Here is a 20,268-nt window from a genome sequence, read left to right as displayed (position 1 = left end):
CCAGATCAAAAGCGGCCGAGGCGATCGAGCGGCCGGTTTGGATGAGGGATTTGCGAACAACAGGCGGGCTTGATCGGCAACAGAGTTTCTACAGGGTCATTTGTCTGCCCCAAGTCACAGCAAACGCTAATCCCTCTTATTTCAATTCCCCTTCCCTGCTAAACTTTGCGCCCTCGATTTTGCTCGCTGATCTGGACGTTTGATGCCTTCGTTGCCTCTTCGCCTGTCTCTGCTGCTCATGGCCCTGTGCCTTGGCGGTTGTGATAATGCCCCGCGCTTTACCAAACCCGAGCCCGGCGAAGCCCGCTCAGGCGGGGCTACTACGGTGCGCAAAACCGATCAGAACTCGTTTTCCATGCCTTCGGCCAACTTGTCGCCCACCCGGCGCCTGGATTTCAGCGTCGGCAACAGCTTCTTTCGCAGCCCCTGGGTCATAGCCCCGTCCACCACCACCGCCCGTGATGGCCTGGGCCCGTTGTTCAACACCAACGGCTGCCAGAACTGCCACATCAAGGATGGTCGCGGCCACCCTCCCGCTCCGGGCGCCAAGAACTCGGTGTCGATGCTGGTGCGCCTGTCGATCCCCAACGACCCTGCTTACGCCACGCTGATCGAGCAAGCAGGCATCGTGCCCGAGCCGGTCTATGGTGGCCAGTTGCAGGATATGGCCGTGCCCGGTGTAGCTCCCGAAGGCAAGGTTCGGGTCGATTACGAGCCGGTCACCGTGCGTTTCAAGGACGGCACTGAAGTCGAACTGCGCAAGCCCACCCTGCAGATTACCCAGCTGGGTTATGGCCCGATGCATCCCGACACCCGCATGTCGGCCCGCATTGCACCCCCGATGATCGGCCTGGGGCTGCTCGAGGCCATTCCCAACGAAGCCATTCTGGCCAATGCCGACAAACGTGAGGGTATTGCCGGGCGCCCAAACTGGGTGTGGGATGACGCGCAACAAAAGACAGTGTTGGGTCGTTTTGGCTGGAAAGCCGGGCAACCGAACCTCAATCAACAAAATGTTCACGCTTTTTCTGGTGATATGGGGCTCACGACTTCCCTGAGGCCCTTCGATGACTGCACCAAGGCCCAAACTGCCTGCCTCGAGGCGCCCAACGGCAATGGCCCCGATGGCGAACCCGAGGTCAGCGACAACATTCTGCGCCTGGTGGAGTTCTACACTCGTAACCTGGCCGTACCCGCCCGCCGTGATGTCGGCGCACCCCAGGTGCTGGCCGGGAAAAACCTGTTCTACCAGGCCGGCTGCAACTCATGCCATACGCCAACGTTCACCACATCGGCCAACGCCGCCGAGCCCGAGCTGGCCAATCAGGTCATCCACCCCTACAGCGACTTGCTGCTGCACGACATGGGCCCGGGCCTTGCCGATAACCGCAGCGAATTCGCCGCCAGCGGCCAGGACTGGCGTACGCCGCCGTTGTGGGGAATCGGCTTGACCCAGGCGGTAAGTGGCCACACCCAGTTTTTGCACGATGGTCGTGCCCGCAACCTGCTGGAAGCCGTGCTCTGGCATGGCGGCGAGGCCGAACCGGCCAGGCAGCAGGTGTTACGCTTTAATGCCGAGCAACGCGCTGCGTTGCTGGCGTTCCTGAACTCTCTTTAACGCTTTACAAGATCGGGGACCCCGACATGTTTCGACCCAAGCTGTTGTTCACCAGCCTTGCCGCCATCGCCCTGGCGGCCTGCTCGCCACAAGACCCGCAGGCCGTCACCTCGGCAGCCATCGCCAAACAAGTGATCCTGCCTACCTACAGCCGCTGGGTTGAAGCTGACCGCCAGTTGGCCGTCAGCGCACTGGCCTACTGCCAGGGCAAGGAAACCCTGGAAACGGCCCGCGCCGACTTCCTGCATGCGCAAAGAGCCTGGGCCGAGCTGCAACCTTTGCTGATCGGGCCTCTGGCCGAGGGTAATCGTTCGTGGCAGGTACAGTTCTGGCCGGACAAAAAGAACCTGGTCGGCCGTCAGGTCGAACAACTGGTGATCGCTCAGCCGCAGATCGATGCCGTGGCCCTGGCCAAGTCCAGCGTTGTGGTGCAAGGCCTGTCTGCCTACGAATACATTCTGTTCGACAGCAATATCAACCTGGCCGACGATGCGCAAAAAGCCCGTTACTGCCCGCTGCTGACTGCCATCGGCGAACGTCAGAAGCAACTGGCCGAAGAGATTCTGGCCAGCTGGAACAGCACGGACGGCATGCTCGCGCAAATGAGCAAGTTCCCCAACCAGCGCTACGCCGACTCCCACGAAGCCATCGCTGACGTGCTGCGCGTGCAGGTCACCGCACTCGATACCCTGAAGAAAAAACTCGGCACGCCAATGGGCCGCCAGAGCAAAGGCATCCCGCAACCGTTCCAGGCTGATGCATGGCGCAGCGAGTCGTCACTCAAAAGCCTGGCCGCCAGCCTGGCCGCAGCCCAGACCGTTTGGGCCGGTGTCGACAACAAGGGCCTGCGCAGCCTGCTACCCGCTGAACAAAAGCCGTTGGCTGACAAGATCGACGCGGCCTACGCCACCTCGCTCAAGCTGTTCAATGACAACCAGCGCACCCTCAACGAGTTGCTGGCTGACGATGCCGGGCGCGCCCAGCTCAACGCCATCTACGACAGCCTCAACGTGGTTCACCGCCTGCACGAAGGCGAACTGGCCAAGGCCCTGGGCATCCAGCTGGGCTTTAACGCCAACGACGGCGATTGATAAAGGAAGGTTCGATGATGCGCAGGCAAGCACTCAAGCTTGGTGGCTTATTGCTCAGCGCAATCACGCTGGGCGGTTGGTCACTGTTTAAACAGAAAGGCCAAAGCCCGTTGCTGCTGAGTGCCCGCGACGATGCAGACGGCAATCACCTGGCTGTTGGTTATCGTCTGGATGGCACTCAGGTGTTCAGCACCCGGGTCGGCCAGCGCTGCCATGACATCATTAACCATCCGACACTGCCCATTGCCCTGTTCGTGGCGCGGCGCCCCGGTACCGAAAGCTACCTGATCAGCCTGACAGACGGGGAGTTGCTGCAAACCCTGACGTCCCGGCCCAACAGGCATTTTTATGGGCACGCGGTCATCCATAAAGACGGCGAGTGGCTGTACACCACTGAAAACGACACCACTGATCCGGGCCGTGGCTTGCTTGGGGTTTATCGCTTTGAAGGCGAGCGCCTGATCCACAGCGGTGAAATTCCCACCCACGGCGTCGGCCCGCATCAGGTGTCGTGGATGCCTGACGGTGAAACACTGGTGGTGGCCAACGGCGGTATTCGTACCGAAGCCGAAAGCCGGGTCGAAATGAACCTGAACGCGATGGAACCCAGCCTGGTGCTGATGCACCGTGATGGCAGCCTGATCAGCCAGGAAACCCTGAGCCAGCAGATGAACAGTGTGCGCCATTTGGGCATTGCCAGTGACGGCACCATCGTCGCTTGCCAGCAATTTATGGGGGATGCCCATGAGTTGTCGGAACTGTTGGCCATCAAGCGTCCCGGCCAGCCATTCGAACCCTTCCCGGTGGCCGAGCAGCAACTGCGCGCCATGGGCCATTACACCGCCAGTGTCGCGGTTCACAGTGAGTTGCGTCTGGTTGCGCTGACGGCTCCGCGGGGCAATCGGTTCTTTATCTGGGACCTGGACAGTGGCGTGCTGCGCCTGGATGCGCCATTACCGGATTGTGCTGGGGTGGGTGCAGTGGAGGATGGCTTTGTGGTTACGTCCGGCCAGGGCCGTTGCCGTTTCTACGATTGCCGTCAGAGCGAGCTGATAGCCAAGCCATTGGATTTACCCTCGGGGCTTTGGGACAACCATTTGCATATCATGTAGAGCTGCAGAAACACTTGTAGTCGCTGCCTAAGGAAAGAGGCTGCGTCCGGCTGCGCAGCAGTCGTAAACCCAAAGATCACGGTGTATCAGATACACCAACGCTGGATGGCTTTACGACTGCTGCGCAGCCGGACGTAGCCTCGCACGGCTCGTCAACTGCTACAGGGACTTGGCTACTACTTCTTCAGCCCCTGGCTCATTCCAAACATAAACAGCAACAGGTCGTGGTCGGGCCGGGTTGCTACCGCAGCTTTGACCACGCGCGGCAACGGACAATGAGCCCCTATTTGGGCCCCGCTCAACACTCGAGTCACAGGCTGTTCCCAAGCGGCAAACGCCACGCCAGCAATGACCAGGGCACCCAGCAGAAACAAACTTCGTGCTATTTCTCGCTTCATCACCGTAAACCTTTGATAGCGCTGCCAAACACTGTTTTATAAAAGTAGATCAGTCTGTCCCACTCTGTAGCACTCCACGACGAATGGCGCCGCAGTTGTTTAAGATCGTGGGAAGCGGCTTTTTGGGCCGTCAGGCGTTGCCGACTTTTTTCCAGGTCCAGCAAAGCCACGTCAACCTCGGCTCCCTCGCCCTGCCCCGTCACCCGTACAAAGACATGTTTGGCGTACAGGCAGCCGTGCTGCCAACGGCCCAGGTGCATACGAGCCAAGGTATGGCCTATCGCTTCAAGCACTCGGTCATGTACCGCTTCACCGCAGCGCTCGCGCTCACCGGCGGCGTACCAGTTATCGATTTCAACAAAGCCTTCCAGGCCCACGGTCACCAGCAATGCACGCCATTGCTTGTCTGTTGCTTGTTGCGCTCCGCCGTACACCAGCTCCGGCACACCAACCGACAAAGCGCTCAAGGCCAGCAACGCATCCTGTTCACGCAACACCGTCGGGCGACCCAGCGGGTAACGCCAGCTACGGTAGGTATGCCCCACCTGTCGTTTGGCGTAGAGCAAGCGCCCTTCACCATCATGAATCCGTTGTACACCACTCTCGCCACCACGACGCTGATTGGGCTCTTCAACCCATTCGCCTTGCTGATTCCAGTAAAACTCGAATGGGTCTTCAGTCGCAGAGGGGGATTGCTGTACAAAATCAACGGTCATGAGTTATCTCTTTCGTAATACGTAAACCCGCCACATCGCATAGAGCGGAATAAAGTCCAAATGGTCCTGAACGGTGAAACCTGCCTTTTTGAATTCCGCCTCCACTGTAGCAGCAGGTAACACAAAACGATTTTGGTAACCGTATTGATCTGCCTCTGCAGCGCGTTGACGCTCGAGACGCTTGCGTTTCCAGGCCTTAAAATTGCCATCTACCCACAACGAGATAATCACACTGTCCCGGCTAACGCGATGAAGCTCCCGTAATAGAGCCATCCGGTGGCTTGCATCGCCAATGTGGTGCAACAAGCGCATGCAAAAAACACTGTCAACCGAGTTGTCAGGCAAATCTATTTCAAAAGCTGACATCTGCAAGCGCCGTACCCGTTTCACTACGTCGGCGGGTTGGGCCAAAGATGCCACCTCCAGCATGGACGCCGAGTTATCGGCACCGATGATCTCGCGGCTTGGCATTTGTGCCAGCAACGGCCAGAAACGGCCCGCGCCACAAGGCAAATCGAGAACGACCTGAGGTTCGCCTGCCAGCTGCAAAGCGCGACGCGCCAATTGTTCATCGCGCTTGTGCGACAAACGTCGGGCCAGGCCGTCCTGATGCTTGATCAGGTATTGCGTAGCGTGATGCTGGTCGTACTTTTCAGAAAATTTGAGTTTGATGACCGAGTTCATGCAAGTGCTCCAGAAGCTAATGAGCACTACCTTAATCAGCGGGACGTGTGCATCAGGTCATGGACAGGTGAAAATTCTGTCAGACCATTCATACAAACATTTCAAGGTTTTACAGGTTGAAAGTACTGGCGCAGGGCCACTTACGCCCAGACTTTCGGGGTGTGCGGCCTGCAGAACGCAGGCCGCAGAAAAGACTTCAAACCTCGGCCGGACCAAGCTCGACACGAAAACGGCAGCCATTTGGCTCCATGGTGGTCAGTGTGACCCGCCAGCCCTGGCTATCGCAGATGCGCTGCACCAGTGACAGGCCAAGCCCCAGGCCTTCACCGCGTTTTTCGCTGCCGCGCACAAAGGGCTGAAACATCGCCTGGCGCTTTTCTTCAGGGATGCCCACGCCGCTGTCTTCCACCACAAAACCGCTGGGTTCCAGGGTCAGCCGGATAAACCCGCTGTCGGTGTAGTGCAAGGCATTGCGCAACAAGTTGCCCATGACTGCATGCAGGAAAGTGGCGTTATAACGGGTATCCAGCGGATTGCCGGGGTCGTAGATCAGCTCAAGACCCTTAGCTTCAATCGGCTCGCGCCACAGGCTGATCAGGCCTTCGGCCACGGTAGTCAAGGTCACCGTAGGCGACATGTTGGCATCCTCATGCTGGGCACGGGCCAGCATGAGGAAGGTTTGCACCAGTTCGCGCATTTCCTCACAGGCACGGGAAATACGCTCGACCTGTGAACGACTGCGCTGATCCAGCGACGGGCTTTCCAGCAACAGCTCGCAGGAACTGGCCAGCACCATCAGCGGAGTACGCAGCTCGTGACTGACATCACTGGTGAACAAACGCTCGCGGGTCAGGGTGTCGCGCAACCGACCCAGCGTGGCATCGAACGCCACTGCCAGCTCGCCCACTTCATCGGCCGCATAATCCGGGGCCAACGGCGGCGCCAGCCCCAGTAACTGATCGCGATGGCGGACCTGGCGTGCCAGACGGATAACCGGAGCCATCACCCGCCGCGCCAGGGTCCAACCCAGGAACACCGCCAGCGCCAGCGCCAGGACAAAACCGACGGCGACCACAGCAAACAACACGCGCTCGCGCTCTTCAAAATCGCTCTGGTCTTGCAGCAGGACATAACGCCGGCCATCGACCACTTCTACCATCGCGTGATACGACAACTGGTCACGGAACACTTCATGAAAGCCCGGATCCAGATGACGCAGATCCTTGGGCAGGGCAAAGTCGCCACGCCCGCCACTGAAATAAAACAGCTGGCTCGGCTTGGGGCGATGGTTCCACTCCGCGCCGTTGTCCATCAGCAACAGGCGCTGCAAATCCCCGCCCAGCCCTGCCGATATGAGTTTTTCTTCGACCAGGTGCACGGTGGCAATAATGCCCACAGCGAATGTCCCTGCCACCAGCGCGCTCATCAATGCAAAAGCGATGATGATCCGCTGGGAAAGACTTTGCCTAAACTCCATCACGAACCTCGGCGAGGCGATAGCCCACGCCATGTACGGTGTGCAACAGAGGCTTGTCGAACGGCTTGTCGATGACCTGACGCAATTGGTGGACGTGGCTGCGCAGGCTGTCGCTGTCCGGGCAATCATCGCCCCACAAGGCTTCTTCCAGCACTTCGCGGCGCAATACATGGGGGCTTTTCTGCATGAGTACCGCCAGCAATTTCAAGCCCACCGGATTGAGCTTGAGCAGACGGCCTTCGCGTGTCACTTCCAGGGTATCGAGGTCGTAACGCAACTCGCCGACCTGCAGTTCGCGTCGCCCGCCGCCCTGGGCACGACGCAAAACCGCCTCGATGCGGGCAGCCAGCTCGGACAGGGCAAAGGGTTTTAGCAAATAGTCATCGGCACCTGACTTGAAGCCTTGCAGGCGGTCATCCAACTGGTCGCGGGCGGTCAGCATGATCACCGGGGTATCGCGACGGGCATCTTCACGCAGGCGCTTGCACAGGGTGTAGCCGTCGATGCCGGGCAACATGATATCGAGCACAATCAGGTCGTAATGCTCGGTGGCCGCCAGGTGCAGGCCCGACAAACCATCTTGCGCACAGTCAACGGTATAGCCCTTGAGACCCAGGTAGTCGGCAAGGTTGGCGAGGATATCGCGGTTGTCTTCAACCAATAGAATTCGCATGGGCACTCTCTCCGTTCACAGTTACGGCCGTCTTGGCCCGCGCAGCTTAAGGCCAAGAACCCCGCAGGGCCAGCACCACAGGGCGCTCAGACAATTTAGTTACGACTCTCACATAAATGACATTTTTTTTACTGTCGGTTCACAAACTCAATACAGTGGCGCCGGCACACTTTCGCACCCCCGCGTTTAAGGAAAAACAACTAATGCGTCTGCTGCACACCGCGCCTATGCGCTATCTCCTGCTGTTGACTGGCTGTTGGCTGGCGACCTTTCTAATCACCCGAGGCGTTCTGCTAGTTACACACCTGGGAGAGGCCGGCAACAACTGGCTGCCCGTGTTTGGCATTGGTTTGCTCTACGACCTTGGCTTTCTAGCCTATGCCGCCGTGCCGCTGGGGGGCTATCTGCTGTTATGCCCACCAGCCCTGTGGCGTCGCCGCGGCCACCAGTGGTTCCTGCAGGGCCTGCTGACGGTCAGCTTGTTTGCCATGCTTTTTACTGGCGTGGCCGAGTGGCTGTTCTGGGATGAGTTCGGCGTGCGTTTCAACTTTATCGCCGTGGACTACCTGGTCTACTCCGATGAAGTGCTGAATAACGTACTGGAATCCTATCCAATCGGCATCCTGCTCAGCGCCATCGCCCTGGCTGCCATTGTATTGAGCCTGATAGTGCGTAAACCGTTCAATGCGGCCATGAATGCCGAGCTACCGACACTGGGTGGACGTATCGCCACCTTTGCAGGCCTGCTGCTGGTAGCGGGCCTGAGCCTGCAACTGCTCGACCAGGACAGCCCGCGCGGTCAGGGCGGCAACGCCTACCAGCATGAACTGGCGAGCAATGGCCCTTACCAGTTCTTCGCCGCATTCCGTAACAACGAGCTGGACTACCAGCAGTTTTACGCCAGCCTGCCCACCGATGTAGTGGCCAAACAGTTGCGCGCCGAACTGACCGAGCCCAACGCCACCTTTGTGGGCCAGGACCCACTGGATATCCGCCGCAACATCGATAACCCGGGTGCTGTGCGCCAGCCCAATATCGTACTGGTGACCATCGAAAGCCTCAGTGCCAAGTACCTGGGCAGCAACGGTGATGGCCGCAACCTGACGCCGAATCTGGATCAGCTGCGTAAAGAGAGCCTGTACTTCAACAACTTTTATGCCACCGGCACGCGTACCGACCGGGGCCTGGAAGCCATTACCCTGGCCATTCCGCCGACGCCCGGGCGTTCAATCGTCAAGCGTATCGGCCGTGAAAGCGGCTTTGCGAGCCTGGGCCAGCAGCTCAATGGCGTGGGCTATGACAGCGTGTTCGTCTATGGCGGGCGCGGTTACTTCGACAATATGAACGCCTTCTTCAGCGGTAACGGCTACCGCGTGGTCGACCAAAGCAGCGTTAATGAGGCCGATATCCACTTCAAAAATGCGTGGGGCATGGCTGACGAAGACTTGTACCGCGAAACCCTGAAACTGGCCGATGCCAATTACGCGCAACAAAAACCGTTTTTGTTGCAACTGATGACGACCTCCAACCACCGTCCTTACACCTACCCTGAGGGCCGGATCGACATCAAATCGGGTAACGGCCGCGACGGCGCAGTGAAATACACCGACTACGCCATCGGCCAATTCCTCAACGATGCGCGCAAAAAGCCGTGGTTCGACAATACGATTTTCGTCTTCGTTGCCGACCACACGGCGGGCAGTGCCGGCAAGGAAGACTTGCCGATCACCAACTATCAGATCCCGCTGTTTATCTATGCGCCCAAGTTGATCGACGCCCGTGAAAACTCGCAACTGGCCAGCCAGATCGACCTGGCGCCCACCTTGCTCGGCTTGCTGAACCTGGATTACCAGTCGACCTTCTTTGGCCGCAACCTGTTGCAGGACAACCCGCTGCCGCCGCGCGTGGTCGTGGGCAACTACCAGCACCTGGGCTTGTTTGACGGCAAAGACCTGGCCATTCTCAGCCCGCGTCAGGGGCTGCGCCGCCATGATGATGCGCTGAGCACCAGTATTGAATCGCGGGTAGCGGCGACTGATCCGCTGATTGAGCGGGCAATAGCCTACTACCAGGGTGCCAGTCATGGCTTCAAGCAGCAGTTGCTGGGCTGGAAGCCGGCGCAAAAGGGACATGTGCAGGTTTCAGAACGCTAATTGACCCACGACCCTCACCCCAACCCTCTCCCATAGGGAGAGGGGGCTGATTGGGGCAAACCCCAGCCCCTCTACAGCCTGAATGCATTGAGTTGAATCCTGCATCGGCTCGGTCAAGCCCCTCTCCCTCTGGGAGAGGGCTAGGGTGAGGGGCTTTTAACAGACCTACAAAAAAGCCCCGCCTGATTACTCAGGCGGGGCTTTTGCGTAGCGGGGTAAGGCTGGCTTACATCATGCCGCCCATACCACCCATGCCGCCCATGTCTGGCATGCCGCCAGCTGGTTTGTCTTCCTGGATCTCAGCGATCATCGCCTCAGTGGTGATCATCAGGCTGGCAATCGACGAAGCCGCTTGCAGAGCCGAACGAGTCACTTTAGCCGGGTCAAGGATACCCATTTCGATCATGTCGCCGTATTCACCAGTGGCTGCGTTGTAACCGTAGTTACCCGAACCCTGCTTCACTTTGTCGACAACTACGCTTGGCTCATCACCGGAGTTGGCAACGATCTGGCGCAGAGGTGCTTCAACAGCACGACGCAGCAGAGCAATACCCACGTTCTGATCAGCGTTGTCGCCTTTCAGTTCGGAGATGGCTTGCAGAGCGCGAACCAGTGCCACGCCACCGCCAGGTACCACGCCTTCTTCAACGGCTGCACGAGTAGCGTGCAGAGCGTCTTCAACGCGGGCTTTCTTCTCTTTCATTTCTACTTCGGAACCAGCGCCAACCTTGATCACTGCAACGCCGCCAGACAGCTTGGCCAGACGCTCTTGCAGTTTTTCACGGTCGTAGTCCGAAGTGGTATCAGCCACTTGAGCACGGATCTGAGTAACACGCGCCTGGATGTCCGCATCGTTGCCAGCACCATCGATGATGGTGGTGTTTTCTTTGGACAGGATCACGCGCTTGGCGTTACCCAGGTGCTCCAGGGTAGTGCTTTCCAGGCTCAGGCCGATCTCTTCGGAGATTACGGTACCGCCAGTCAGAACAGCGATGTCCTGCAGCATTGCTTTACGACGGTCACCGAAGCCTGGTGCTTTGACAGCAGCGACTTTAACGATACCGCGCATGTTGTTCACAACCAGAGTCGCCAGGGCTTCGCCTTCAACGTCTTCAGCCACGATCAGCAGTGGACGGCCGGCTTTTGCAACGGCTTCCAGAACTGGCAGCATTTCGCGGATGTTGGAGATCTTTTTGTCAACCAACAGGATCAGCGGGCCGTCCAGCTCAGCCACCATGGTGTCTGGCTTGTTCACGAAGTAAGGGGACAGGTAGCCACGGTCGAACTGCATGCCTTCAACAACAGACAGTTCGTTTTCCAGGCCCGAGCCTTCTTCAACGGTGATCACGCCTTCTTTACCGACTTTTTCCATGGCTTCGGCAATGATTTCGCCGATGGAGCTGTCGGAGTTGGCAGAAATGGTACCAACCTGGGCAATTGCCTTGCCGTCAGCGCATGGCTTGGCCAGTTGACGCAGTTCTTTGACGATAGCGATGGTCGCTTTGTCGATACCGCGCTTCAGGTCCATCGGGTTCATGCCGGCAGCGACGGCTTTCAGGCCTTCGTTGACGATCGACTGAGCCAGAACGGTTGCAGTGGTAGTACCGTCACCAGCGTCATCGTTGGCACGGGAGGCAACGTCTTTAACCAGCTGCGCGCCCATGTTTTCGAAGCGGTCTTTCAGCTCGATTTCTTTTGCAACGGACACGCCGTCCTTGGTGATGGTCGGAGCGCCGAAGCTCTTCTCGATGATCACGTTACGGCCTTTAGGGCCCAGGGTCGCTTTTACTGCGTCAGCCAGGACGTTTACACCAGCCAACATTTTTTTGCGGGCGGAGTCGCCGAATTTAACTTCTTTAGCAGCCATGTTCGTTCTTCCTTAAATACTTTGTAGTAACGGGAAAAGGAGCGGGAAATCAGCCTTCAATTACAGCGAGAATCTCGTTCTCAGCCATAACCAACAGGTCTTCGCCGTCGACTTTTACAGTGTTGCTGCCGGAGTAAGGGCCGAACACAACCTTGTCACCCACTTTAACGGCCAGTGCACGCACTTCACCGTTGTCCAGAACGCGACCCGTACCAACGGCGATCACTTCACCGCTGTTAGCTTTTTCAGCAGCAGAACCCGGCAGAACGATACCACCAGCGGTTTTCTTTTCTTCTTCGCTGCGACGGATTACGACGCGGTCATGCAGAGGACGAAGCTTCATTGTCGATCTCTCCTAATTGAGGTGTTCATCGGCCGGTGTCAATACCGGCTGGGTTTACAAGTCCGGAAATGCCGGGTGCGATTCGCGGTTGGGATTTTGCTGTTGCCAGTAAAACCCTGCGGTGTCCGTTACATAAGGGCGCATCCACTTATTACAAGGGCACGCCCACGAAATTTTTAACCTGGCGTGCCACTTGAAACAGACACGGCACCCAAGGTGCCGTGTTGATAACGCCAAAGCCTTATTTATCGCGATGCTCGAACTCGCCTTCGATCACATTGGGCTCACGCCCCAAAGGCTGATGGGCACGTGGTCGTGCGGCTTCGAAGTCTTCGGCAAACGCACGCTGGCGGATGGCCTGTTCTTCAGCACGCTTGCGCAGGCGGTTGACCAGAAACCGGCGAACTGGCGGGAACAGCAACAACAGACCGGCCGCATCGCTGATAAAACCAGGCAGAACCAACAGTCCACCACCCAGCGCCAGCATCAGGCCTTCAAGCATTTGCTGAGCAGGCAGCTCGCCGCGATTCAGGCTTTCGCGCGCTTTGAGCGCCGTGGCCAAGCCTGCGACGCGAACGACCAGAACACCCAGCATGGAGCCGGCAATGATCAGCAGCAACGCGGGGAAAAACCCTATGGCGGTGCTGACCTTGAAAAAGACGTACAGCTCTAGCACTGGAAACAACAGAAAGAGCAATAGAAAAGCGCGCATCAAATGATTCCTCTCCGGAAGAATATCTTCCAACCAAGACTAGATGACGGCGCGCTTGTGCAAATTCAAGGTCAGACCGTCTGTTTTTTCGGCCACTCACTGGCACGGGCCAGCAAAACCAAGGCTTCGCGCACCTGTGTCGAAGTGTTGCAAGGCTCCGGAAAAGCCAACCAGTGCACGCCTTCGCCGATGCGCAGGTGCATGCCTTCGCTGTCGATGCCCACCAGCATAGCTGGCGCTGTTTGCGGCAGGCCGGTCAGTTTGACGTAGTGTTCAATGGCATTGGCGTGATCGCTGTTCATATGCTCGACCATCCGCACCTCGACCTGCCCGGCGAAAGGGTTTGCCAGCGTGACCTGGTCCAGCCAGTGGATGGCACCAAAACCGCCTATGTAGCGATGACGAACCGGGTTGAGCACCCAGAAATCGAAATCATGGGCAGTGTCATAGCCCTTCGCCTCGGGAAAGTAGCGGTAGTAACGCTCGGCTGCGGCTTCAATGGCTGCGGGATCGCTCAATTGCACGGCTTCGGCCAGCACGGTAAGACGGCCAACAGCCTGCACCTCTTCAGCGCCCCGCTCCCCCACCATCAGTGAACACTTGGGATCCTTGCGCAGGTTGTGGGTGTGCTGGGCGATGCGGCTGATCAGGATCAGTGGCCTCCCCAGCTCATCCAGGCAATAAGGCACCACGGAGCCGAAGGGAAATCCCGGCATGGCCTTGGACTGGGTAGCCAGGGCGCCACGGTATTCCTTGAGCAGTAATTCTCGGGCATGCTTGGCAGCTTCAACGCTCAACTTATGACTCCTTAATAAAAATCCGTAGATAACGGTCGAGATCAGGGCACTCATGCAACTTAAAGACAAAGTAATCATTATCACTGGCGGCTGCCAGGGGCTGGGTCGCGCCATGGCCGAGTACCTGGCAGCCAAGGGCGCCAAACTGGCACTGGTCGACCTCAACCCGGAAAAACTCGAACTGGCGGTGGCAGCCTGCCAGGCGCACGGCGTCGAGGCCCGAGCCTACCTGTGCAACGTCGCTGACGAAGAACAGGTTACGCAAACCGTTGGTCAAATTGCAGAAGATTTTGGTGCGATCAACGGCCTGGTCAACAACGCCGGCATTTTGCGTGACGGCCTGCTGCTCAAGGTCAAGGATGGCGTTATGACCAAGATGAGCCTGGCGCAATGGCAAGCGGTAATTGATGTCAACCTGACCGGAGTTTTCCTGTGCACCCGTGAGGTAGCGGCGAAAATGATCGAGCTCAACAGCGAGGGCGCGATCATCAATATCTCGTCGATCTCCCGTGCCGGCAATGTCGGCCAGACCAACTACTCGGCGGCCAAGGCCGGGGTTGCTGCTGCCACCGTGACCTGGGCCAGGGAACTGTCGCGTTACGGCATTCGTGTAGCCGGGATTGCACCGGGCTTTATCGAAACCGAAATGACCCTGGGCATGAAACCCGAAGCCCTTGAAAAAATGACCTCGGGCATTCCGCTCAAGCGCATGGGCAAGGTTGAAGAAATCGCTCATTCGGCAGCGTACATTTTTGAAAACGACTACTACACCGGGCGCATTCTGGAACTGGATGGCGGGTTGCGGATCTAGGCATCACCTCCCGCAAAGATAGGCTTGGGTTCAATCATGAAACGGCCTGGACGCCCAATCCAGGCCTCACCGTTCTCCTCGTTCGGAGTGCGTCAGCGCAAAGCTGTCAGATGCCGGACTAAGCGGTAAACCGCCAAGAAAGCCAATTCACAGGCTTTCGACACATCAAAATCGGATAACAAACACCTTGCCGGCCGAGTCTTTCACTCGACGCTCTCGCTCGAACTGAACGTTGCTCCGATAATCACAACGCTTGCTAAATCGATGTTCAAGGTGGGGGTGACTAGCGCTGCCCACCTATCACCACCGCTCTCCAGGCGCAGTTCATAGCCCCGCAATACCCGAGCCCGCACTTGTTGGATTGAGGCGGAATTTTACTGCGGCTTGATCCCGGGAATATTCGAGCAAACCTGATTGATACAGTAGCCGATGCAGGTATTGGTCTTATTTTTCTCTGGCATCGCAGGCATGACCGTTATATCAGGCATTCATGCCGGGGTTTTGCTGTGAGCGGCTATATAGTCTAGCCACAGCAACCTCTCAGAAAACTCTTACAAGAACAATAGCAAATGCCCATATAGCATTTAAAAGCCAAACAACGAACATACACACCCAAGCAGCTACCGCACAGTATCTCTTAAAAGAGAAACTGTGATGTCAACCAGGAATTCAAGGCGACATAACCTCCACCCAACAAGAGTAACAGAATTTAACAGCAAAACAGGAACACCTCATATATTGCACTATCCACACACTTAACTAAACGACATGAGAAATAACTGCATGCGAATTAAAATCATCGCTCTTACACTGCTGACAGGTTCCTCTATTGCAAGCATCGCTAATGCTGCGGACGGAACAATCAACTTTACGGGCACTATTCTCAGCGCGGCATGCACAGTGACGCCAGCGACTGGCACTCAGACAGTCCCACTTAATTCTGTCACCACGAGCAGCTTGAGCACCGCCGGTGTTACTTCGTCACCCACTAAATTCGATATCGTATTGACCAGTTGCCCTTCTACCGTCAGCACGGCCACCGTAAAGTTCGACGGCCCCACAGACAGTGACAATTCAAGCATCCTGAAACTTACGACTGAGCCAGGTGTTGCGACCGGTGTAGGCATCGCACTGTATGAAAAAGATGCCTCAACACAAATTCCGATCGGCACAAGCTCCACCAGCAGCACGCTGTCCACCACCAGTGACACTACCTTTACTTTTTATGCCAAGTACATGGCTACCAAGGCGGTCACTTCAGGTCCGGCTAACGGCAGCACAGACTTCACTATCAACTACAACTAGCCCCCACTCACCGTGCATTGAGTAATTTCAATGCGTACTGACAACCTGTGCCCACCCCTTGCAAGGGGTAGGCACCTTGAGGAAAACCACACAATGCAATGGCTCACGTCCATCTGTATTACTCTAACTCTCGCCAGCCTGACTCATACTGCTTCGGCGGGAGTGGTAATAGGAGGCACTCGAGTTATTTATGACACCGCAAGAAAAGACTCTTCCTTCTCGGTAAGCAATACTGGAACGTCAGAGCCTTATCTGATTCAGTCCTGGGTAGAAAACCTGCACGACAGCAACAAAGCCCCCTTTATCATAACGCCGCCCCTCTTTCGCCTTGACGCAGACCAAGAAAACACCCTGCGCATCATTCATACGGGAGGGCAGTTACCCGCCGATAAAGAGTCGGCATTCTGGGTGAATGTAAAAACAATATCAGCCTCGGAGAAAAGCGATTCCAACCAGTTACAAATTTCGGTCAAAAGTCGAATCAAGGTTTTTTATCGTCCTACTGGTCTCCCTGGTGATGCGACCGAAGCTTACAAGGCATTGACCTTTACTCGCCAGGGCAGGCAGCTAAAAGTTAACAATCCAACGCCGTATCATGTTTCTTTTTTTCACGTCCGCGTGGGAGATAAAGAAATACAAAATGCCGGTATGGTTGCCCCACAAAAAACGCTCAGCTGGGAGATTCCTCCCGACGCGACCGGACCTGTCAGCTGGCAAGCCATCAACGATTATGGCGGAGTTTCCCCCACCGCAAGTGCCGCACTGCAGTAGCCAGGTACTTTGCATACTTTATTGTCCAGGCCACCCTAAACTTCACACAGCCAAGCGATAGCGACTGAGTTTCACTGCAGTCGTATCGAGGTCGTTCGCATGCAAAAAGCCCCTTTCTACCAGGCCCTTAAATTCCAGGTGCGCCAGCGTGCGCCACTCTTGCACTGCACTCACCTGACTTTATTGATCAGCATACCCGCAACATTAGAACTCGCCTTCCAGCCCTCTTCAGCTTTTGCGCAGGAATACTTCAACCCCCACGCTCTGGAAATGGGTGATCCTGGACAAAAGCCCATCGACCTAGAGTACTTCGCCAACCAGGGCGGGCAACTACCAGGTCTATACAGTGTCGATATATATCTAAATGATAATCGGGTAGCCCATCGAGACGTAAACTTTGTGAGTATCGCTGGAACACTTCAACCCGAACTGACCTCACCTCAACTCCAGGAGATGGGGGTCAAGCTGGAAGCTTTCCCGGCCTTGCAGCAACTGCCCTCAACAAGCGCAATCAGTACATTGTCAGACTACATCCCCTATGCCAGCAGCCGGTTCGATTTCAAACTGCAGCGGCTGGATATCAGCATCCCCCAAGCCGCACTCACAAGCCAGGCTCATGGCTACGTGGATCCTCAGCTATGGGATCAAGGCCTTTCGGCTGCACTGTTGAACTATAGTTTCAGCGGCTCCAACACGCTCAATAATAATAGCAATAATCGCTCAAAGACAAACGACAGCTATTATTTAAATTTACGCAGCGGCCTGAACTTGGGCGCGTGGAGGCTGCGTAATTATTCTACGTATAATTCACGTAACGGAAATAACAACTGGCAGAACCTCGACACTTATGCGCAAAAGGATATTCAGTCACTAAAGGGGCAACTGACGTTGGGTGACAGCTCAACGCCCAGTGACGTTTTCAACAGTGTGCTATACCGCGGTATTCAATTAAATTCGGACGACAACATGTACCCTGACAGTCTGAAAGGGTTTGCACCCGTTGTTCGAGGCATTGCCCAGAGTAATGCCCAGGTCACCGTGCGACAAAATGGCTACATTATTTATCAAACCTATGTCTCGGCGGGTGCGTTCACAATCACTGACTTGTATCCCACGTCCTCCAGTGGTGACTTGGAAATTGCAATCACCGAAAGTGATGGCACCGTACGCCTTTCAACTCAATCATTTTCTGCGGTACCTGTAATGCTACGTGAAGGGCGCCTGAAGTATTCAGTGACTGCAGGACAATATCGTTCCAACGCCAGCGCAGCCAGCAAACCAAGTTTTATGCAAAGCACGCTGATTTACGGACTGCCCTATGACTACACCCTCTATGGTGGCTTACTGGCATCTGGAAAATATAATGCAACGACTGTTGGTATTGGCCATACGCTGGAAGGTTGGGGGGCGGTATCTGTGGATGCTACACAGGCACACGCCAAACTACGCAACGGGTCCAGCCATCAAGGGCAGTCTTACCGCTTCCTCTATTCAAAAACCATTAACACCACTGACACTACCTTTACGTTGGCTGGATATCGCTACTCCACCAGCGGCTACTACGACTTTCAGGAAGCCAACGAAATTGACCCCGACAACTTCAATAATTGGCGCGGAACCAGCACTAAACGCAGCAAGACGCAGCTCAGCATCAACCAATCTTTTGGAGACAAAGGAAACTTCTATCTTAATGGATACCAGCAAAGCTTCTGGCGTCAAAACAAATATGAACGCAGCCTGACGGCAGGTTATGACCTCAGTTACCGCAGCATCAACTACGGCTTGGCGTATACTTTCACCCAGACACCGCTTGATACTGGACGCAACAACAAAGATCAGCAACTTTCCTTCAAAGTTCAGTTCCCTTTGGGCAAGACACTCCCTAACAGTTGGGCCAGTTACAATTTCAACGCCAGCAAGCAAGGCAGCAGCGCTCATGACGTAGGCCTGAGCGGCACCGCACTGGCAGACAACAACCTGAGCTACAGTATTCAACAGCGGTACGCAAACCAAGGTGTCGGCAGTAGCGGTAATGCCAACGCAAACTACAAAGGCACTTATGGAGAAGCCAGGATTGATTATAACTACGACACCCGATCACAGCAAGTCAATTACAACTTGCAAGGCGGTATTGTAGCCCACCCTTATGGTGTCACGCCTTCACAACAACATGGTGAAACCATGGCCTTGGTTCGGGCACCTGACGCAGCCGGTGCCAAAGTAAAGAATACTACCGGTGTAAAAACCGACTCGCGTGGTTATGCTGTCGTGCCCTATCTCAGTACATACCGAAAAAACCGGGTAGCGCTTGACACCGCAACACTCACTGACGACGTTGATATTGAGATCAATACCAAAACGGTGATTCCTACCAAAGGTGCGCTTGTATTGGCAGACTTTAAGACTCGTGTTGGCAAGCGTGTATTGATTTCTTTGAGTCACGGCGGCAAGCCCGTACCTTTTGGCGCTACCGCGACACTGCTGGAGAACTCAACTCATTCTAATAATGAGGGCGTTGTCGGCCTGGAGGGCGAGGTATACCTCAGCGGTGTGCCGCAGTCCGGAGCACTGCATGTAAAATGGGGGGATAAATCTGGCCAGCAATGCACGTCACACTTCATCTTGCCTGAGCTGCTTGTAGAGCAAAACGCCACCCCCGCCATCAGCTCCCTTTCAAGCATCTGTCAATAGGCGGAAAACCATGACTCTTGCCAAATATAAAGCCAGTGACCTTATCGTAAAACATAGAGGTCACGCTACTTTCGGATTGTTCATTCTTGCCTTTTCGAACATCGCCACAGCCAGTTGTTCTTTCTATAACGGGGCCACTTCAGAAATAAGAAAAGATATCAATTTTGGTTCTATCATTGTTCAGCGGGACAGTCCTGCTGGCACCGTATTGGCGACAATAAGCACCGGCCCATATCATAGTTCCTATCCCTTTTTCGGGTGCAACACGAGTTGGACATACCGCTGGACAAATGAAATATTTACTGTCCTGAGCCCCCTGGCAAACCGAATATACAACACCAATATTGACGGGGTCGGGATAAGTACAAATAATGAATCAAACACTTACATCGTACCGTACGACGAACCCCTAGGCGCCAACAATTATATTTCAATCCCCCGCGGTATGCGTGTAAGACTTATCAAAACAAAGGCGGGTGCCGTAGGAGCAGGAACTCTTACCACCGGAAGAATTGCCAGAGCGTCCATTGTTGGAAACTTCTATACCGCCAACATCACATTAGTGGGCGTTAATACTATTGTTCCCGTTGCCTGCTCCGTCACCAGCGCTTCCATCAACGTTCCGATGGGCGATGGAATACCGATGAGCACTTTTACTGGGCCCGGTAGCGTCGCCGCCGAAACACCATTCGCCATAGAGCTAAATTGCGATGCAAACACTCGTGTACAGGTCAAACTGGACGGCAGCCCCCATGCGTCTGCCGTCGAGGGTGTATTGGCGCTGAACTCCACCCCTTCCGGGACCATGGCCAAGGGCATAGGTTTACAATTACTTCACAACAGTACGCCTGTAAAGCTGGCGACTAATATTACCGTAGGGACCGTCACGAACGACGGCAACTACTCAATCCCACTGACGGCCCGGTATTATCAGACCGGCGCAAGCGTAAGTGGTGGCGTGGCAAACAGCACGGCAACATTTACCCTGACCTACAACTGATACCTTAAGTCGATGGTTGCATCTAGATATCAGGTCAGAACCTTAGTTT

The 20,268-nt window shown here is 55.8% G+C and carries 18 protein-coding genes; 9 read left to right on the top strand and 9 right to left on the bottom strand.

Features of this window, described 5'->3' with window-relative positions:
- Positions 1 to 202 precede the first annotated feature (202 nt).
- The 3 genes from PPTH39_RS10005 to PPTH39_RS09995 are packed head-to-tail and all read left to right on the top strand — an operon-like array spanning position 203 to position 3,821.
- On the top strand, positions 203 to 1,618 hold the full coding sequence (locus PPTH39_RS10005) for a di-heme oxidoreductase family protein (RefSeq protein WP_095019401.1): 1,416 nt from the start codon (positions 203 to 205) through the stop codon (positions 1,616 to 1,618).
- 26 nt (positions 1,619 to 1,644) lie between these two features.
- Positions 1,645 to 2,709 carry an imelysin family protein gene (locus PPTH39_RS10000; protein ID WP_095019400.1) on the top strand — a complete coding sequence of 355 codons (1,065 nt, stop codon included), beginning with the start codon at positions 1,645 to 1,647 and terminating at the stop codon, positions 2,707 to 2,709.
- Positions 2,710 to 2,723: 14 nt separating this feature from the next.
- Positions 2,724 to 3,821 carry a DUF1513 domain-containing protein gene (locus PPTH39_RS09995; protein WP_095003362.1) on the top strand — a complete coding sequence of 366 codons (1,098 nt, stop codon included), beginning with the start codon at positions 2,724 to 2,726 and terminating at the stop codon, positions 3,819 to 3,821.
- Between the two features lie 176 nt (positions 3,822 to 3,997).
- Here the strand turns inward: PPTH39_RS09995 and PPTH39_RS23710 are convergent, their stop codons facing one another.
- From PPTH39_RS23710 to colR, 5 genes are all read right to left on the bottom strand, one after another.
- A complete protein-coding gene (locus PPTH39_RS23710) occupies positions 3,998 to 4,219 on the bottom strand; it encodes a hypothetical protein (protein ID WP_095003361.1) in 222 nt (73 codons plus the stop codon).
- Entirely contained in the window at positions 4,219 to 4,935 is a 717-nt protein-coding gene (locus PPTH39_RS09985) for a lipopolysaccharide kinase InaA family protein (protein ID WP_130871922.1), read from the bottom strand. Before PPTH39_RS09985 ends, PPTH39_RS23710 begins: the two co-directional genes overlap by 1 nt.
- A 3-nt stretch (positions 4,936 to 4,938) precedes the next feature.
- On the bottom strand, positions 4,939 to 5,619 hold the full coding sequence (locus tag PPTH39_RS09980) for a class I SAM-dependent methyltransferase (protein WP_130871921.1): 681 nt from the start codon (positions 5,617 to 5,619) through the stop codon (positions 4,939 to 4,941).
- Between the two features lie 196 nt (positions 5,620 to 5,815).
- The gene (locus PPTH39_RS09975; protein WP_095003358.1) at positions 5,816 to 7,096 is read right to left on the bottom strand and encodes a sensor histidine kinase; all 1,281 of its coding nucleotides are present in this window, start codon (positions 7,094 to 7,096) and stop codon (positions 5,816 to 5,818) included.
- Entirely contained in the window at positions 7,086 to 7,769 is a 684-nt protein-coding gene (gene colR, locus PPTH39_RS09970) for a two-component system response regulator ColR (protein ID WP_016779797.1), read from the bottom strand. The genes PPTH39_RS09975 and colR overlap by 11 nt, the downstream gene beginning before the upstream one ends.
- A gap of 203 nt (positions 7,770 to 7,972) precedes the next feature.
- Between colR and PPTH39_RS09965 the strand changes: the two genes are divergently transcribed.
- Positions 7,973 to 9,922 (top strand): LTA synthase family protein, encoded by a 1,950-nt coding sequence (locus PPTH39_RS09965; RefSeq protein WP_095020922.1) that lies wholly within the window; start codon positions 7,973 to 7,975, stop codon positions 9,920 to 9,922.
- A 226-nt stretch (positions 9,923 to 10,148) separates the two neighbouring features.
- Here PPTH39_RS09965 and groL read toward each other — a convergent pair whose 3' ends face one another.
- The 4 genes from groL to PPTH39_RS09940 all read right to left on the bottom strand — a co-directional run bounded on the left by groL (position 10,149) and on the right by PPTH39_RS09940 (position 13,641).
- On the bottom strand, positions 10,149 to 11,789 hold the full coding sequence (gene groL / locus PPTH39_RS09960; RefSeq protein ID WP_016779795.1) for a chaperonin GroEL: 1,641 nt from the start codon (positions 11,787 to 11,789) through the stop codon (positions 10,149 to 10,151).
- Between the two features lie 49 nt (positions 11,790 to 11,838).
- A complete protein-coding gene (locus PPTH39_RS09955; RefSeq protein WP_016779794.1) occupies positions 11,839 to 12,132 on the bottom strand; it encodes a co-chaperone GroES in 294 nt (97 codons plus the stop codon).
- A gap of 241 nt (positions 12,133 to 12,373) precedes the next feature.
- Positions 12,374 to 12,844, bottom strand: coding sequence for an FxsA family protein (locus PPTH39_RS09945; protein WP_095003356.1), 471 nt, complete (start codon positions 12,842 to 12,844; stop codon positions 12,374 to 12,376).
- A 71-nt stretch (positions 12,845 to 12,915) separates the two neighbouring features.
- A complete protein-coding gene (locus PPTH39_RS09940; RefSeq protein WP_095003355.1) occupies positions 12,916 to 13,641 on the bottom strand; it encodes a HugZ family pyridoxamine 5'-phosphate oxidase in 726 nt (241 codons plus the stop codon).
- Between the two features lie 52 nt (positions 13,642 to 13,693).
- Between PPTH39_RS09940 and PPTH39_RS09935 the strand changes: the two genes are divergently transcribed.
- From PPTH39_RS09935 to PPTH39_RS09915, 5 genes are all read left to right on the top strand, one after another.
- Positions 13,694 to 14,452 (top strand): SDR family oxidoreductase, encoded by a 759-nt coding sequence (locus PPTH39_RS09935; protein WP_095019396.1) that lies wholly within the window; start codon positions 13,694 to 13,696, stop codon positions 14,450 to 14,452.
- Between the two features lie 783 nt (positions 14,453 to 15,235).
- On the top strand, positions 15,236 to 15,757 hold the full coding sequence (locus tag PPTH39_RS09930) for a fimbrial protein (protein ID WP_095019395.1): 522 nt from the start codon (positions 15,236 to 15,238) through the stop codon (positions 15,755 to 15,757).
- Positions 15,758 to 15,850: 93 nt separating this feature from the next.
- On the top strand, positions 15,851 to 16,528 hold the full coding sequence (locus tag PPTH39_RS09925) for a fimbrial biogenesis chaperone (RefSeq protein ID WP_095003365.1): 678 nt from the start codon (positions 15,851 to 15,853) through the stop codon (positions 16,526 to 16,528).
- Between the two features lie 99 nt (positions 16,529 to 16,627).
- Complete coding sequence (locus tag PPTH39_RS09920) at positions 16,628 to 19,219, top strand: fimbria/pilus outer membrane usher protein (RefSeq protein WP_130871919.1); 2,592 nt, start codon at positions 16,628 to 16,630, stop codon at positions 19,217 to 19,219.
- Positions 19,220 to 19,229: 10 nt separating this feature from the next.
- A complete protein-coding gene (locus tag PPTH39_RS09915; RefSeq protein ID WP_095019393.1) occupies positions 19,230 to 20,219 on the top strand; it encodes a fimbrial protein in 990 nt (329 codons plus the stop codon).
- Positions 20,220 to 20,268: the final 49 nt, after the last annotated feature.

It is taken from the genome of Pseudomonas bubulae (genome assembly GCF_900618535.1).
In the GTDB taxonomy this organism is placed as follows: domain Bacteria; phylum Pseudomonadota; class Gammaproteobacteria; order Pseudomonadales; family Pseudomonadaceae; genus Aquipseudomonas; species Aquipseudomonas bubulae.
This window is presented reverse-complemented; position numbering and strand designations above follow the sequence as displayed.

Coding starts and splice junctions, on each gene's coding strand:
- PPTH39_RS09985 (WP_130871922.1), bottom strand. CDS start 4,935: ATGACCGTTGATTTTGTACAGCAATCCCCCTCTGCGACTGAAGACCCA.
- PPTH39_RS09930 (WP_095019395.1), top strand. CDS start 15,236: ATGCGAATTAAAATCATCGCTCTTACACTGCTGACAGGTTCCTCTATT.
- PPTH39_RS09965 (WP_095020922.1), top strand. CDS start 7,973: ATGCGTCTGCTGCACACCGCGCCTATGCGCTATCTCCTGCTGTTGACT.
- groL (WP_016779795.1), bottom strand. CDS start 11,789: ATGGCTGCTAAAGAAGTTAAATTCGGCGACTCCGCCCGCAAAAAAATG.
- colR (WP_016779797.1), bottom strand. CDS start 7,769: ATGCGAATTCTATTGGTTGAAGACAACCGCGATATCCTCGCCAACCTT.
- PPTH39_RS09920 (WP_130871919.1), top strand. CDS start 16,628: ATGCAAAAAGCCCCTTTCTACCAGGCCCTTAAATTCCAGGTGCGCCAG.
- PPTH39_RS09915 (WP_095019393.1), top strand. CDS start 19,230: ATGACTCTTGCCAAATATAAAGCCAGTGACCTTATCGTAAAACATAGA.
- PPTH39_RS09955 (WP_016779794.1), bottom strand. CDS start 12,132: ATGAAGCTTCGTCCTCTGCATGACCGCGTCGTAATCCGTCGCAGCGAA.
- PPTH39_RS23710 (WP_095003361.1), bottom strand. CDS start 4,219: ATGAAGCGAGAAATAGCACGAAGTTTGTTTCTGCTGGGTGCCCTGGTC.
- PPTH39_RS09935 (WP_095019396.1), top strand. CDS start 13,694: ATGCAACTTAAAGACAAAGTAATCATTATCACTGGCGGCTGCCAGGGG.
- PPTH39_RS09995 (WP_095003362.1), top strand. CDS start 2,724: ATGATGCGCAGGCAAGCACTCAAGCTTGGTGGCTTATTGCTCAGCGCA.
- PPTH39_RS09945 (WP_095003356.1), bottom strand. CDS start 12,844: ATGCGCGCTTTTCTATTGCTCTTTCTGTTGTTTCCAGTGCTAGAGCTG.
- PPTH39_RS10005 (WP_095019401.1), top strand. CDS start 203: ATGCCTTCGTTGCCTCTTCGCCTGTCTCTGCTGCTCATGGCCCTGTGC.
- PPTH39_RS10000 (WP_095019400.1), top strand. CDS start 1,645: ATGTTTCGACCCAAGCTGTTGTTCACCAGCCTTGCCGCCATCGCCCTG.
- PPTH39_RS09925 (WP_095003365.1), top strand. CDS start 15,851: ATGCAATGGCTCACGTCCATCTGTATTACTCTAACTCTCGCCAGCCTG.
- PPTH39_RS09980 (WP_130871921.1), bottom strand. CDS start 5,619: ATGAACTCGGTCATCAAACTCAAATTTTCTGAAAAGTACGACCAGCAT.
- PPTH39_RS09975 (WP_095003358.1), bottom strand. CDS start 7,096: ATGGAGTTTAGGCAAAGTCTTTCCCAGCGGATCATCATCGCTTTTGCA.